15 protein-coding genes are annotated in these 13,992 nt (G+C 34.7%); 8 read left to right on the top strand and 7 right to left on the bottom strand.

What is annotated here, in order from left to right:
• Positions 1-62 precede the first annotated feature (62 nt).
• Positions 63-1,307: a hypothetical protein gene (locus F0460_RS11375; protein ID WP_150013310.1), complete on the top strand. Its 1,245-nt coding sequence runs from the start codon at positions 63-65 to the stop codon at positions 1,305-1,307.
• Between the two features lie 57 nt (positions 1,308-1,364).
• Here the strand turns inward: F0460_RS11375 and F0460_RS11370 are convergent, their stop codons facing one another.
• Together F0460_RS11370 and F0460_RS11365 are read right to left on the bottom strand one after the other, a co-directional pair.
• Positions 1,365-1,874: an acyl-CoA thioesterase gene (locus F0460_RS11370; protein ID WP_150013308.1), complete on the bottom strand. Its 510-nt coding sequence runs from the start codon at positions 1,872-1,874 to the stop codon at positions 1,365-1,367.
• A gap of 78 nt (positions 1,875-1,952) precedes the next feature.
• Positions 1,953-2,888, bottom strand: coding sequence for an HU domain-containing protein (locus tag F0460_RS11365; protein WP_150013306.1), 936 nt, complete (start codon positions 2,886-2,888; stop codon positions 1,953-1,955).
• Positions 2,889-3,051: 163 nt separating this feature from the next.
• Here F0460_RS11365 and dprA point away from each other — a divergent pair, with 163 nt between their 5' ends.
• Positions 3,052-4,164 carry a DNA-processing protein DprA gene (gene dprA / locus F0460_RS11360; protein ID WP_150013304.1) on the top strand — a complete coding sequence of 371 codons (1,113 nt, stop codon included), beginning with the start codon at positions 3,052-3,054 and terminating at the stop codon, positions 4,162-4,164.
• A 63-nt stretch (positions 4,165-4,227) separates the two neighbouring features.
• Positions 4,228-4,893: a hypothetical protein gene (locus F0460_RS11355; RefSeq protein ID WP_150013302.1), complete on the top strand. Its 666-nt coding sequence runs from the start codon at positions 4,228-4,230 to the stop codon at positions 4,891-4,893.
• Positions 4,894-4,933: 40 nt separating this feature from the next.
• On the opposite strand, the gene trpS is transcribed toward F0460_RS11355, so the two are convergent.
• Positions 4,934-5,902 carry a tryptophan--tRNA ligase gene (gene trpS, locus F0460_RS11350; RefSeq protein ID WP_150013300.1) on the bottom strand — a complete coding sequence of 323 codons (969 nt, stop codon included), beginning with the start codon at positions 5,900-5,902 and terminating at the stop codon, positions 4,934-4,936.
• A 93-nt stretch (positions 5,903-5,995) separates the two neighbouring features.
• Here trpS and F0460_RS11345 point away from each other — a divergent pair, with 93 nt between their 5' ends.
• Together F0460_RS11345 and F0460_RS11340 are read left to right on the top strand one after the other, a co-directional pair.
• Positions 5,996-6,748 (top strand): lysophospholipid acyltransferase family protein, encoded by a 753-nt coding sequence (locus F0460_RS11345; RefSeq protein WP_150013298.1) that lies wholly within the window; start codon positions 5,996-5,998, stop codon positions 6,746-6,748.
• The gene (locus F0460_RS11340; protein ID WP_150013296.1) at positions 6,726-7,343 is read left to right on the top strand and encodes a murein L,D-transpeptidase catalytic domain-containing protein; all 618 of its coding nucleotides are present in this window, start codon (positions 6,726-6,728) and stop codon (positions 7,341-7,343) included. The genes F0460_RS11345 and F0460_RS11340 overlap by 23 nt, the downstream gene beginning before the upstream one ends.
• A 186-nt stretch (positions 7,344-7,529) precedes the next feature.
• Here F0460_RS11340 and F0460_RS11335 read toward each other — a convergent pair whose 3' ends face one another.
• From F0460_RS11335 to pnuC, 3 genes are all read right to left on the bottom strand, one after another.
• Positions 7,530-8,267 carry a hypothetical protein gene (locus F0460_RS11335; RefSeq protein WP_150013294.1) on the bottom strand — a complete coding sequence of 246 codons (738 nt, stop codon included), beginning with the start codon at positions 8,265-8,267 and terminating at the stop codon, positions 7,530-7,532.
• A gap of 70 nt (positions 8,268-8,337) precedes the next feature.
• The gene (locus F0460_RS11330) at positions 8,338-9,345 is read right to left on the bottom strand and encodes an acyl-CoA dehydrogenase family protein (RefSeq protein ID WP_150013292.1); all 1,008 of its coding nucleotides are present in this window, start codon (positions 9,343-9,345) and stop codon (positions 8,338-8,340) included.
• Complete coding sequence (gene pnuC, locus F0460_RS11325; protein ID WP_150013290.1) at positions 9,338-9,928, bottom strand: nicotinamide riboside transporter PnuC; 591 nt, start codon at positions 9,926-9,928, stop codon at positions 9,338-9,340. Before pnuC ends, F0460_RS11330 begins: the two co-directional genes overlap by 8 nt.
• A 196-nt stretch (positions 9,929-10,124) precedes the next feature.
• On the opposite strand from pnuC, the gene F0460_RS11320 reads away from it, so the two are divergent.
• Complete coding sequence (locus F0460_RS11320; RefSeq protein ID WP_150013288.1) at positions 10,125-10,679, top strand: zinc ribbon domain-containing protein; 555 nt, start codon at positions 10,125-10,127, stop codon at positions 10,677-10,679.
• 34 nt (positions 10,680-10,713) lie between these two features.
• Here F0460_RS11320 and recA read toward each other — a convergent pair whose 3' ends face one another.
• Positions 10,714-11,721 (bottom strand): recombinase RecA, encoded by a 1,008-nt coding sequence (gene recA, locus F0460_RS11315; protein ID WP_150013286.1) that lies wholly within the window; start codon positions 11,719-11,721, stop codon positions 10,714-10,716.
• A gap of 136 nt (positions 11,722-11,857) precedes the next feature.
• On the opposite strand from recA, the gene F0460_RS11310 reads away from it, so the two are divergent.
• Both F0460_RS11310 and F0460_RS11305 read left to right on the top strand, forming a co-directional pair.
• Complete coding sequence (locus F0460_RS11310) at positions 11,858-12,742, top strand: L,D-transpeptidase (protein ID WP_150013284.1); 885 nt, start codon at positions 11,858-11,860, stop codon at positions 12,740-12,742.
• 184 nt (positions 12,743-12,926) lie between these two features.
• On the top strand, positions 12,927-13,979 hold the full coding sequence (locus tag F0460_RS11305; RefSeq protein WP_150013282.1) for a L,D-transpeptidase family protein: 1,053 nt from the start codon (positions 12,927-12,929) through the stop codon (positions 13,977-13,979).
• The last annotated feature ends 13 nt before the right edge of the window (positions 13,980-13,992 follow it).

Genomic DNA, 13,992 nt, shown 5'->3' with positions numbered 1-13,992 from the left:
TTAAACTTTTGGCACAGTACTTGATATTTTGTATATATATAAAACAAAAAATAATAAACAAAATGAAAATATTCAGATTCGCATTAATAGCAGCAGCAATGCTAACAGCAAGTGTTGGTATTGCGCAAAACAACAGGGGTAATGCAACTGTTGTAGCTCAGAATTACGATATTTCTGACAATCTTGATTTGCAGGCAGTAGCATCTATTTTTGGCGAATCTAGAGATTTAGAAGATTTTGAGCGTAGAATAAACGATCCGTCGGCACAAATATCAAACCTAGATTTAAATAACGATAATTATGTTGATTATTTACGTGTAGTTGAAGTTGGTGAAAGCGATGTTCGTGTAATTGTAATCCAAGCAGTTTTAGGTCAGGATCAGTTTCAAGACGTTGCAACTATAGAAATGGAGCGTCAGCGTAATAAAACGGTTCAGGTACAAATTGTAGGTAACTCATACATTTATGGTCCAAACTATATTTATGAGCCTTTCTACTACTCAACACCATTGTTCTTTGATATGTTCTGGATGGCAACATACCGCCCATATTATTCACCATGGTACTGGGGTTATTATCCAACATATTATTCATATTGGCGTCCTATGCCGGTGTTTAGATACCACAGCCATATCCATTCTCATATAGACGGCAGAAACAGATATTCGTATACAGATAACCGTAGATTAGTTCGTGCAGACCGTATGTACAGTAGTGTAAGAGGAAATTCATTAGAGCGTCAGAATCCTAATCGTTCTTTTACAAGCAGAAATGAAAACGTAAATAACCGTAGAGCTTTAGAAACTACAAGAGATTCAAGATCTAGAAATAGTATTACAGATGGTAACTTAAGAAGTTCAAACAGAAGCGAAGGTGTTGGTAGAATTCAAAATGCAGACAGTAGAACTATTTCTTCAGGAAGAGCAACAACTGTAAATTCAGGAAGACAAAGAGTTTCAAGCGAAGAATTTTCAAGAAGCAGATCGTCGAATGCAACATTAAGATCAGACAGAGCAACTATTCAAAACAGTGGTACTTTAAGATCAGGTAATTCATCTTCAATAAGAAGAGAATCTGCACCGGCAAGTTCAAGAATCGAACGTTCATCACGTATCTCATCACAACCAAGTAGAACTTTCAGTCAGCCAAGTTCTTCTTCAAGCAGAAGTTCGGCTCCATCAATGAGTCGTAGTTCATCACCAAGCATGAGCAGATCTTCAGCTCCGTCAATGAGTAGAAGCAGCGGATCATCAGGAGGTGGCGGTAGAAGTTCATCAGGCGGCGGAATGACACGAGGTGGTAGATAAATAAAGATTATTCAAAATTAAAAAGAGTGCCGAAAAGCACTCTTTTTTTTATGGTATTTAGCTAAATAAAGCTTTTAGTTCTGTTGCTTCGCTTGGTTGCATTTTACCTGCTAAAACCAAACTTAACTGCTTTCTGCGTAAAGCTGCTTCAAAACGACTAATTTCTTCTTCTGTTTCAGGAGTTATAGTAGGTATTTCAATTGGCGTACCCATTTCATCAACAGCAACAAAGGTATAAATAGCTTCGTTTGCTTTTTGACGGTTACCCGATTCACGATCTTCAATCCAAACATCCAAAAAAATTTCCATAGAAGTTCTAAAAGTTCTAGAAACCTTCGCTTCAATAGTTACCACACTTCCTAAAGGAATACTTTTATTAAACGCCACATTGTTAACCGATGCCGTTACACAGATCCTGCGCGAATGTCTGCGGGCAGTAATACTTGCAGCTCGATCCATACGAGCAAGTAATTCGCCACCAAAAAGGTTGTTTAAAGGATTTGTTTCACCCGGCAATACAATATCGGTTAAAATGGTAATAGAATCTTTAGGTGTTTTAGATTGCATAATTGATATTTTTTACAAAAGTAGCAGATTTATTTGAGAATATAATAAAAAAAAGACCCGTAAAGGTCTTTTGTATAATTAGTTTTCAATAAAAATCCAAGCGTCTTTATTTACTTTTTCGTGTATCTGTCGTAAATCAGCCTGTGCTTCTTCTTGTGTTGCGTAACTGTTGTAAACCACCTGACGCATATTGTGTTTAGATTTCGACAAATATTTTGCATTTGCGTAACCTTTTGCTTTTAATTCATCGGTTAAAATCTGTGCTTTGGCTTCGGTTTTAAAAGCACCGGCAACAATGTGAAAAGATTTGGTTGATTGTTGTTGTGTAACTTCAGCAATTTTCTCTTTTATAACCTTTGGAGCTTCAATAACAAATGTAGCTTGTTGTAATTTTTGTTCAATTTGATTTTGAACATCCTTTTCAACGGCTAATTTTTTCTGCTGATAAACCTCATATTCCTGATAAGTAGAAACTGAACTGTACAAACCAACTGCCGCAACAACTGCTGCTGCATAACGCATCCACTGTAAACGCGGTTTGTTTTTGGTTGATGTTGCTAATTCAATAACTTTAGTTTCGGTTGGTTGCTGCTCACGAGTTAAAGCGGTTGCCATAACTGCGGTTAATCCAAAAGAAGAAGTTAAGTAATTAGTAGATCCAACAGGTTCAAACTGAATTTTATGTTCGCTGTTTAAAGAAAGCTCTCCAATGTTCTTTAAATAAACAATCTCTTTACCGTTCAAGTTTGCCTTCCATAACGAAATCTGATCCTGAATCAAAACAACAGCCTCGTTAAAAGAAATTTGTTCTTCTAAAGCAATATGGTTTGCCAGTAAACCGTCGTTTTGTTGTAACAAACTGTTAAACAATATGGTTTTCTTTGGCGGCACAAATGTATTGCTGGTTTCGTTATAGCGTGCAGAAACAGTTTCGGTAATAAAAGCACCAAAACCGGGTACCGTTACACATTGGTAGCGGTATAATAATGCTGAAATATGTTTTTCGATCATCATAAGGCAAAAATAACCAATCAATACATTTTAAAGAAATTTATTCACAAATGTTATTAACAATTTTTGGCTTTTGTTGATAACATTTTGAGTTGGAATACTTTTCGTGTTTTTCAAATTTAAAAAATGATTTATATTTATAAAAGAATGATAATCAAAAAAATAAATGGATCAGTTAACTTTAACATCTTACCTTAAATTGTTGGCTTGCGATGGAGTAGGAGTACTGTCTGCCCGAAAATTGCTCGATCTTTCTAAAAATGTGAATGGTTTGTTCGATCCTAGCAACAAGCAGTTTTTTGCTGATTTTAATATTCCGAAATCCATTCAGAATGCCCTTTTACAGTTTGATAAAAACGATGTGATTCAGGAAGAATTAAAGTTTATAGAAAAGAACCATATTAATTGTGTTGGAATTTTAGATGATGCATATCCAAAGCTTTTAAAGGAATGTGCCGACGCTCCTATACTTTTGTTTTATAAGGGCGATCTTTCTCTTCTAAACAATAATTGTTTGGCAATTGTGGGAACTCGGAAAATATCAGCCTACGGAAAAGAGGTTACAGCAAAATTAATGGAACATTTGCAATCGTATAAACCCACGATTGTAAGCGGAATGGCTTATGGAGTTGATATTGCGGCCTATCACGAAGCTCGAAAAGTCAATTTACCAACCGTAGGAATTATGGGGACCAGCTTTAAAAAATTGTATCCTGCAATGCACAAGAATTTTTATAACGATTTATTCAACAACGGACTAATTATTACCGAATATGCTGGTTTTAATGCCTTGGTGCCCGAATTATTTACACGAAGAAATAGAATTATTGCAGGACTATGCACTGCAACGGTAGTTATTGAAAGTGCCGAAACAGGTGGATCTTTATCTACCGCGTATTTTGCTAATGATTATGCTCGAGAAGTTTATGCTGTACCGGGAAAGATAAACGACGAATTTAGTAAAGGTTGTTTACGTTTGATACATGAAAACCGCGCACAACTGCTTTATAATTTTGATCATTTAATTGCGGATTTAAATTGGAATACAACAGATGATCCAAAGAAACAAGCGGAAGTTAAAAAACAAATCAACCTAAATGATTTTACAGAACTACAGCAGACTATTTTAAAAACTTTACAAAATGAACCCTTGCATATTGATGAACTGGCTTTGCAAACACAACTATCAATGTCTGTTTTAAACTCCGAATTAATGATGTTAGAACTAAACGGAATTGTTGTTGGTTTACCTGGGAAAATGTTTAAAGTTAAAGACTAAAACTTCCAAACAATAAAAATTGATAAGTGTAGTTGTATTAAGATAAATTTAAAACATACTATTATGAAAAACTATCTTAAAATTACTGCAGTTGTAACAATGCTGTGTTTAATCTCTTGCGACAAAGAAGATGATAGCACCAAAACTGAACAAGAAGATTTATTTAATTTAAAAGTTGGTAGAAATTGGGTTTATAAAAACTATAATGGAGATTCACTCCAAAATATAAGATTTTCTAATTCCTTTGATTCTGTTGTCTTAACAGATAAATTTACTTTCGAAAATAAAAACTATTTTAAAAGGGAAACATTTTATAAAAATTTGAACATAGGAAGTTGGCAGTGGAGAAGTGTTAATTATATTTATGTTAATCCGAAAGGTCATTTAATAACATTTGGAAAAGACCCTAGAGAAGATAATGATCAAAAAGAACATACAATTCACCCTGGAGTAGATAAAGATTTTATACATAATGAAGAAGTTATTTTTGGTGGAGAATCTTATGGAACTGTTGTTTATAAATTAGAGGCTAATAGAACTATAAACGTAGAAGGAACAGATTACTTGTCTTATCCATTTGTTGGAAGGTTACAGCCAAATGAAAAAATACCAAAAGAACGTATTACTGAATATCATTATGCTAAAGGAATTGGTATGGTTAAAGAAGTTTTAGCTGCTATTTATGGCGATGCTACATGGGAAAGACATCTTGTTTCCTATAGTAATTAAAAAATAAAAACACCTGTTCAATTTTGAACAGGTGTTTTTTTTAATACCCCAACTTCTCACGAACTCGGTTTAAGGTTCCGTTGGCAATAACAGCAGCTTTTGCAGCACCTTCTGTCAAGAAAAGATCAACCTCTTCCAAGTTGTTCATGTAGTAGGTATATTTTTCGCGTATGTCTTTAAACTTATCGCAAATCAATTCAAACATGGCTTGTTTTGCATGTCCGTAACCGTAATTTCCACCTAAATAATTTGCACGCATTTGTTCGGTTTGTTCAGGCGTTGCCAATAACTTGTAAATTGAAAATACGTTGCAGGTATCCGGATTTTTAGGTTCTTCAAGCGGAGTAGCATCAGTAACAATTGCCATAATTTGCTTGCGTAGTTTTTTATCGTCTTCAAAAATATTAATGAAGTTGTTACGAGATTTACTCATTTTTTCGCCATCGGTTCCGGGAACGGTCATGATATCGTCCGAAATTTTAGCATTCGGCAATACAAATGTTTCACCCATCTGACTATTAAAACGAGAAGCAACATCGCGCGTAATTTCCAAATGCTGTAACTGATCTTTACCAACCGGCACAAATTCGGCATCGTACAATAAAATATCGGCAGCCATAAGCATAGGGTAGGTAAACAAACCGGCGTTTACATTATCTAAATAGCTCGCTTTATCTTTAAACGAGTGTGCCAACGTTAAACGCTGAAACGGAAAAAAACAGCTTAAGTACCAGGTAAGCTCACAAGTTTGTGGCACGCTAGATTGTTTGTAAAAGGTAACACGGTTGGTGTTTAACCCACAAGCAAGCCAGGTTGCAGCCACACTGTATGTATTTTCTTTTAATGTTTTAGCGTCTTTAATCTGTGTTGCCGAATGTAAATCGGCGATAAATAAAAACGTTTCATTTTCAGGATTATTTGCCATTTCAATAGCAGGCAAAATAGCTCCTAAAAGATTTCCAAGGTGTGGGGTTCCGGTACTTTGAACTCCTGTTAATACTTTTGCCATTCTTTTAAAATTAATTTTTACAAATTTAAAAGTTTATAACGTTAGTTGTTAAAATTATTTATTTATTAATTTGCAGTGTCTAACAAAAAACACATGAAATTTTTAAAGAACACCATCTGGTTTTTATGGAAAATATGGTTTTACCTGATTATATTGGTGGTAATTTTGGTACTTTCTCCATTTTTAATCATTTCATTATCAACCGATAAATTTTACCGTTTCTTTTTCTTTTTAGCAAGAATTTGGGCGTATGCGGTATTTTACGGAACAGGTTTTAGAAAATCAATCGTTACCAAACAGCATTTCGATCGAAACAAAAGTTATATGCTTACGGCAAATCATACGTCGATGATGGATATTATGCTGATGCTGATTTTGGTTAAAAATCCGTTTGTTTTTGTTGGAAAGAAAGAGCTGGCAAAGCTGCCCATTTTTGGATATTTCTATAAAAGAGCCTGCATTTTGGTAGATAGATCAAGTTCGGTAAGTCGACAAAAAACCATGATTGCTGCGGCACAAAAGCTGGCGAGTGGTTTAAGTGTCTGTATTTTTCCTGAAGGCGGTGTGCCAAATGACGAATCGATTGTTTTAGATGATTTTAAGGACGGAGCTTTTCGTTTGGCGATTGATTTTGGAATTCCGGTGGTTCCCATAACGTTTATCGGATTAAAAAAGATGTTTCCTTTTCGATTTTTTGCAGGTCATCCGGGAAATGTGTTCATTTACCAGCATCCGTTTGTTGAAACTAAAGGATTAACCCAACGCGATAAACCGGAATTAAAAGATCAAGTGCGCGAATTGATATTACAACCTTTATTGAAGCATGAAAAAAATAATCATTCGTAATTTAATAGCAATTGTTTTATTAGCTGCCGCTGTTTTACTGGTACTTAAATTTGTTCGACCACAACACGAAGTTTCGCCAGAAGCTAAAGATCGATTTAATAAAAACATCCAACTTTCTAAAGCATTCTTACAAGATCATTCTGACTTTAATCAAGACGTTGTTTTCTTGGCAGATATGGCTATTAAAAGTCGTTACAATCGCTTTTATGTGTACGATGTAAAGAACGACAGTATTTTGCACAAAGGTTTGGTGGCGCATGGTAAAGGATCGAACACCGGAACGTATGGCGAATTGCAGTTTAGCAATGTGGAAGGCAGTAATATGACTTCGTTAGGAAACTATAAGGTTGGAGTAGATTATGTTGGCCGATTTGGAAAATCGTACAAATTACATGGTTTAGATAAAACCAACGACCAAGCTTTTGCACGTTACGTGGTTTTACATACTTATACTTTTATGCCGCACGAAGAGCAATTGGTACCCATTATTAATAGTGAAGGCTGCCCAATGGTTAGCAACGAAACTTTTAAGATTTTAGAAAAGATTATTGATAACAGTAAAAAGTCTATTATGCTAAGGATTTATTATAAATAATTCAACCTGTCATCCTGAACTTCATTCGAGATATAATCTCTATTTTACAAAGAATGTAAAAAGCGGACTCAAGCTTGCAAACTTCGTAACCAATTATTTTTGTGAAAGATATAATTTCTTTATTTGAACAAAATTTCATTTTATCGAAAACTCAGCAATTTTGTTTACAGGCTGTTGAGGACGGATCTATCTAAAAAGGTCTATTTTATTTCCAGTGATTGATTCCACAATTGTGTTAGCTACTTCTTTTGAAATAACTTCTGCAAGTGCAAGATCTACAAATTTTCCTTTAATTACTTCAAACCAATTTTTCTTATTCAAAAACGTTATTAAGTCTTTTACTTCTTCAACTTCTTCAAAGACTATTTGATTTCCTATGTTTAATTTTAAACTTAAGTTTTCTTCAAGAACATCTATACGAGCAATAATATTTTGTTGGGTTTCTTCAGAAAAATAGTCATTCGGATTAATCGTTTCACTTTCACGTAAAAACCATTCAAATAATTCTATAAATGGAATAAAAAAATATGATTTGAACCTATCATTTTCTTCATTGTAATCTTTTTCACCGTACCATTTCCCTACATCATCAAGATAGTGTGTCCTATATTTAGGGTTGATTTCAAATTTTTCGATTATGTAGAAATAGCCGAAAGCGCCTTGTAACTCTCGACTATATAATTGTTCAAGAAGATCTCTATAGTATTTACCATTTCTCTGAAATTGATCGACAGTCAAATTGCTTCTTAGAGATTTAAAATCGTTTTCGATTCTTTCCAAAATTCTTTTCGAAATCGGTTGATCTCGAAGAAAAAATATAAATTGATTTACTTTTATAGTAAGTTGATCGACATCACAATATCGAATATCGGAAGAATAATCTTCAAATTTTTCTTTAAGTTCAATTGAATTCAGTTGTCTCATGTTGCGTCATTTTTGGTATACGTTGCCTAACTTTCAAATATACTCAATTATCTTTTTAATGGAAATGTAATTAAGAATACACTCTTCTAAAATTAGCATGCTGTGTTGCGGTAAAATAATCGCGGAATATTTGGTGAATAGGTTCGTTGGTGTGCGATGCTTTGATACCTAACTGAAAATATAGATCTAAAATTTTGTGCGATAAAGTAGCAACCAACGTTTCAGCAAACTGATGAATTTCGGCTTGAACTTCGGCTGCTTTTTCCTGCTGTTCTACTAAAAGTGTTTCAATTTTATCTGCAAAGAAATAGGTTTGACTTTCTTCTGAAGAAAGGTTGTTTCTAAAAGCTGATAGATCTAACTGCGGTCTTATTTTTTCGGCTTCATCTATAAAATGTTCTGCCATTCCCAGATAATTTACCAACAAGGTTAAATCGGCAAAAATGCGAAACGGAATTCGATCTAAAACCGCATCGGTATAAAATTCGTTGTAAATAAAACTGTGATTTGCATCAACCAAAATAGCATCAACCGTAAATGAAAACGTTCCGGTAGCCTGCATTCCCATGGCTTTCCAATCGGCAATAATTGCTACCTGATCTTTCGGAATAATAAAAGATCGAATCATTTCTTTACCATTTTCATCTAAAACAGGCTGGTCGTTTTCGGTAACCACGGCGTTCAACGTAAAATGACTCAAATGAGGCGCACCGGTAGCAAACGTCCATCTGCCATTAATCAAATAGAAATCGTTCAGTTTTTCGGCAGTTCCGCCAATTGCTCCGCTTCCGCCAAAACACGTAAAATTATCTTTAAAAAGTTCTTTGGCAATTTCGGGTTTTAGGTTTCGCGAAAAATAATTGGCACCTGCACATAAAGTAACCATCCAGCCCAGACTTCCATCGATAAAAGACAACGATTTTAAGAGTTTTAGTCCGTTTCTAAAGTTCAAACCCAAACCGCCGTACATTTTAGGAACCCAGATTTGCAGCAAGCGTTCTTTATAAATGTGATTTATAACATCGGCAGGAATTTGCTTTGCCCCAAATAACTTTTGCTGAATTGTGGAACTATGCATTTTTTTGCTGCTTTAAAATTTTGTACCAGTTTATGTATCCAAAAATGGCAACCACAAACAAAAAGGCGGTTAAGGCAGCGTACAAATACAGTTCTTTATGAATTAAAAGCGGCACGGCAAGAAAGTTACTAATGTTTAGCAGCACCCAGTTTTCTATTTTGCGTTTCGCCATAAGCCACATACCCGCCCAGGCAAATGCGGTTACCAAAGAATCCCAAAGCGGCACATCGCTGTTGGTGTAATTGGTTAAAAAGATATAGAAAATTAAAAACGCTGAAACCACAATACCTGTTGCCTTGTATTTTTCGGTAGTTGTGGTAAACGAAATAGGAGTTTCGGTTTGTTGTTTGCCAAATTTCCAGAACAGCCAACCGTAAACACTCATTACAAGGTAGTAAAAATCAAGCGTGAATTCGGCATAAAGCTTGGCGTTGAACTTAACAAACATAGCCAGAATAATACCGGCAATACCAAAAAGATAATTGTGAATGTTGTTGCGTTGTGCCAGTAAAACCTGCACAACTGCGAAAAATACACCAAACCATTCTAAAAGGCTGGTTTTACTTAAAATTTCCTGCATCATGTAAATAAATTAAATGATGAGATGATAAAGTTACAATCCCTACGCCGGCATTATCCGGATCAGGTGCAGAACTAGGTTCTTGGGTATCATCTCAGCCAATCGTAATCGGCACCCCATTGCTGGCTCAAAATTGATGATTTTTTCTGGATTCCGAAAGGTTTTTACATATATATTAAATACTTTTGCAAAAAAAAACATGAGTAATATTTGTACAAATTGTGATACGGAGAATAGTTTAGATGCTAAATTTTGTAAAAGTTGTGGATATTCTTTACCAAAACAAAATCCGATAGAAGAAGTTATACATCCCAAAACAGATAAGAAAGTTGTTAAAAAGAAATCGAATCTGCTTGTTGTAATAGGCACTGTATTAGGATTTTTTGCAACATTTTTTCTGGTTCAATTTTTCTTTAATAATGATAATTCTATTGATAAAGAAATGAAACTTGTTGCAGATGAACTTAATAAAACCTGCCCCGTGCAAGTGGATGAATATACTGTTTTAGAAAATACTGTGGCGTTGCCAGGAAAGATTTTCCAATACAATTACAAGTTGATTGGTTTAGATAAATCTGAAGTTAATTTAGATACTGTACGTAAATATGTGTATCCAGGTATTTTAGAAAATATCAAAACAAATCCTTCTATGGAACCTCAACGAAAAAAAGATGTTACTTTTAAATATTATTATAAAGACAAAAATGGTGCTTTTGTTGACGAATATGTTGTAAAACCAACCGATTACAAATAAAAAACTCCCTTTCAGCTGAAAGGGAGTTTTTGGTTTATGAACTTTGTTGTTCTTTGATATGTGCTTTAATACGCTCTTCTAATTCTTCTTGAAGTTCCGGATTATCTTTAATTAATGCTTTAACACCATCACGACCCTGACCTAATTTGGTATCGCCATAACTAAACCATGATCCCGATTTTTTTACGATTTCAAAATCCACAGCCAAATCTAAAATTTCACCTGTTTTTGAAATTCCTTCGCCATACATAATGTCGAATTCTGCGGTACGGAAAGGCGGTGCCACTTTGTTTTTAATAACTTTTACTTTGGTGCGGTTACCCATTACGCTGTCGCCGTCTTTAATCTGTGTAGATTTACGAATATCCAAACGAACCGATGCGTAGAACTTTAATGCATTACCACCCGTTGTAGTTTCTGGGTTTCCAAACATAACACCGATTTTTTCACGCAACTGGTTAATAAAAAACACGGTACAGTTTGTCTTAGAAATGGTTCCGGTTAATTTACGTAACGCTTGCGACATTAATCTGGCATGTAATCCCATTTTAGAATCGCCCATTTCACCTTCAATTTCACTTTTCGGCGTTAATGCGGCAACCGAGTCAATAACTACGATATCAATAGCGCCTGAACGAATCAAGTTTTCGGCAATTTCCAATGCTTGTTCCCCGTTATCAGGTTGCGATATAATAAGGTTATCAATATCAATACCTAATTTTTGCGCATAAAAACGATCAAATGCATGCTCGGCATCAATAAAAGCGGCAATTCCACCAGCTTTTTGTGCTTCGGCAATGGCGTGTAATGTTAATGTTGTTTTACCAGACGATTCCGGTCCGTAGATTTCAATGATTCTTCCGCGCGGATATCCCATAACACCTAAAGCAAGGTCTAATCCTAATGATCCCGACGGAATTGCTTCTACTTCTTCCACCGCGCTATCGCCCAATTTCATTACGGTTCCTTTTCCGTATGTTTTATCTAATTTATCTAATGTAAGCTGTAAAGCTTTCAATTTTGCTTCTTTATCTGCACTCATATTCTTTTCTAGATTGTAAAAGTAAAAATACCTTTTTTTATTGAATTATAAATTGATTTGTAAATTTTAAATAATCAAATTTTTGGTCGAAACAGCTCTTTTTTGTAACTTAACAATTATAATTTAAAATTTAGCTATGAAAAAGACAATTTTAATTACCGCATTTGCAACTTTAATATCTGTTATTGGTTGCAAAGATACACCAGAAAAACGACAAGAAAAGTCGTTAGAAAAAAAATTAGAGCGTAAATATGATAAAGCGCAAGATTACACCTACACCAACTGGGTTTTAAAGAGCAACGATTCGGTTCGAAAAATCTTTAAAGAAAAATTTACATCACAACAGCTTACAACAATTGTGGCATTAAATAGGGTAGATAAAACTACGTTTGCTACTGTTGATACTTTGTTGATTCCTGATCAGTTCGATGATGATTTCTTGGCATATTCACCTTTTCCGTACACGTTAAGCAGTGCGAAGGATGTTAATAAGCTAGCGATCTTTTCGTATCCTATTCAAGCATACGGATTATATGAAAACGGTGAATTGGTAAAATGGGGACCATCGAGCATGGGATCGAAACAGCATAAAACACCAGAAGGACTTTATTTTTGTAATTGGAAAGGCGAAGAAACCGTAAGCACATTTGATGATGAGTGGATTTTACGTTGGAATTTTAATTTAGATAACAAAGAAGGCATCGCATGGCATCAATATTCATTACCAGGTACACCGGCATCGCATTCTTGTTTGCGTTTGTTAGAAGCCGATGCAAAATGGATGTACGATTGGGCTGATGAATGGATTTTGGCTGATAAAGAAACCGTAAAAGCTAAAGGAACACCAGTAATTGTTTATGGAAGTTATAATTTCGACGGAAGAAAACCTTGGTTAGATTTAGCAAAAAATAGTCACGCAAACGATATTTCGGCTGAAACCCTGAACGGAATTGTCGGTAAATATCAGGCAGAAATGCTAAAAGAACAGAAAAATCGTGAAGCAGTTTCGGCAGAGAAATAATAGTTTATGATTGATAGTATGCGGTCATGCTGAACTTGTTTCAGCATCTCAAAAGAAAAGTCAGTCGAAGAGATTTTATGCAATACATCAATGACAAAAAGTAGCTGTTATAATTTATTTTTGACCAATAGAAAATCTTATTTTAACAATCGGTTTTTTTATTAATTTCGTATAAAAATTTGAAATGAAAAAAATTATTGTTTTACTTGTAACTGTGCTGTTTTTAGCGGGTTGTAAAAAAGAAATGGAGAAGCAAGATTCTGAAATTGATTCTACTACCATTCAGCAGAATATTGAAACAAAAGTAGATTCTATCGCTATAAAAAGAAACGATTCTATTCAATTGGCAAAGAAAGATTCTGTGGCAGCGGTTAAAAAAACCGAGTTAGAAAAAAGTAAAAAATCAAAAAAATATGCTGTTTACAAAGGGGATGCGTTTAGCTATTGGCCAATAAAAGCCAGCGATTCGTTGCGTAAACTTTTTTACAATACGTTTACAAAAGAACAGCAATATACCATAGCGGCGCTAAACCGTATTGATACCGACCATATAAAAACACGCGATACGTTGATTGTACCAAACGAGTTTAAGTCAACTTTTATGGATTACACACCTTTTCCGCGTAAATTAGATAATTTGGCGGAAGTTCCTAAAACAGTAATTTTCTCGTACCCAATACAAGCTTATGCCGTGTACGAAAAAGGAAATTTGGTTAAATGGGGACCAACGAATATGGGTAAGAAATCTGCTCAAACTCCGCGCGGATTGTTTTTTACCAATTGGAAAGGCAGAAAAGTTACAAGTACTGTTGATGATGAATGGATTTTAAATTGGAATTTCAACATTAGTAATTCCGGTGGTGTGGGTTGGCATCAGTATGCTTTGCCAGGATATCCGGCTTCGCATTCTTGCTTACGTTTGTTAGATGCCGATGCGCAATGGCTGTACAATTGGGCGGATCAATGGGTTTTGGCAGATAAAAAAACTGTAAAAGTTAAAGGTAACCCGGTAATTGTTTTTGGCGATTATAAGTTTGGTTCTAAAGGAGTTTGGCATCAGTTGGTAGAAGATCCAACCGTAACAACAATTTCAAAAAGCGCTTTAGAAGCTATTGTAGAACCTTATTTGGCTGAAATCTTCAATCAGCAAACCATTCGTGAAGAATATAATAAATCTAAATCAGGTGCTAAACCTAGTGAGGATGGTTTGAAAACTGTTAAGGATAGTATTAATTAGATTAAATTCAAAT

Origin of the sequence: Paenimyroides baculatum (assembly GCF_008629655.1) — a bacterium.
Lineage (GTDB): Bacteria > Bacteroidota > Bacteroidia > Flavobacteriales > Flavobacteriaceae > Flavobacterium > Flavobacterium baculatum.
The sequence above is the reverse complement of the archived record's forward strand: the minus strand, read 5'-3'. Positions and strand labels throughout refer to the sequence as shown.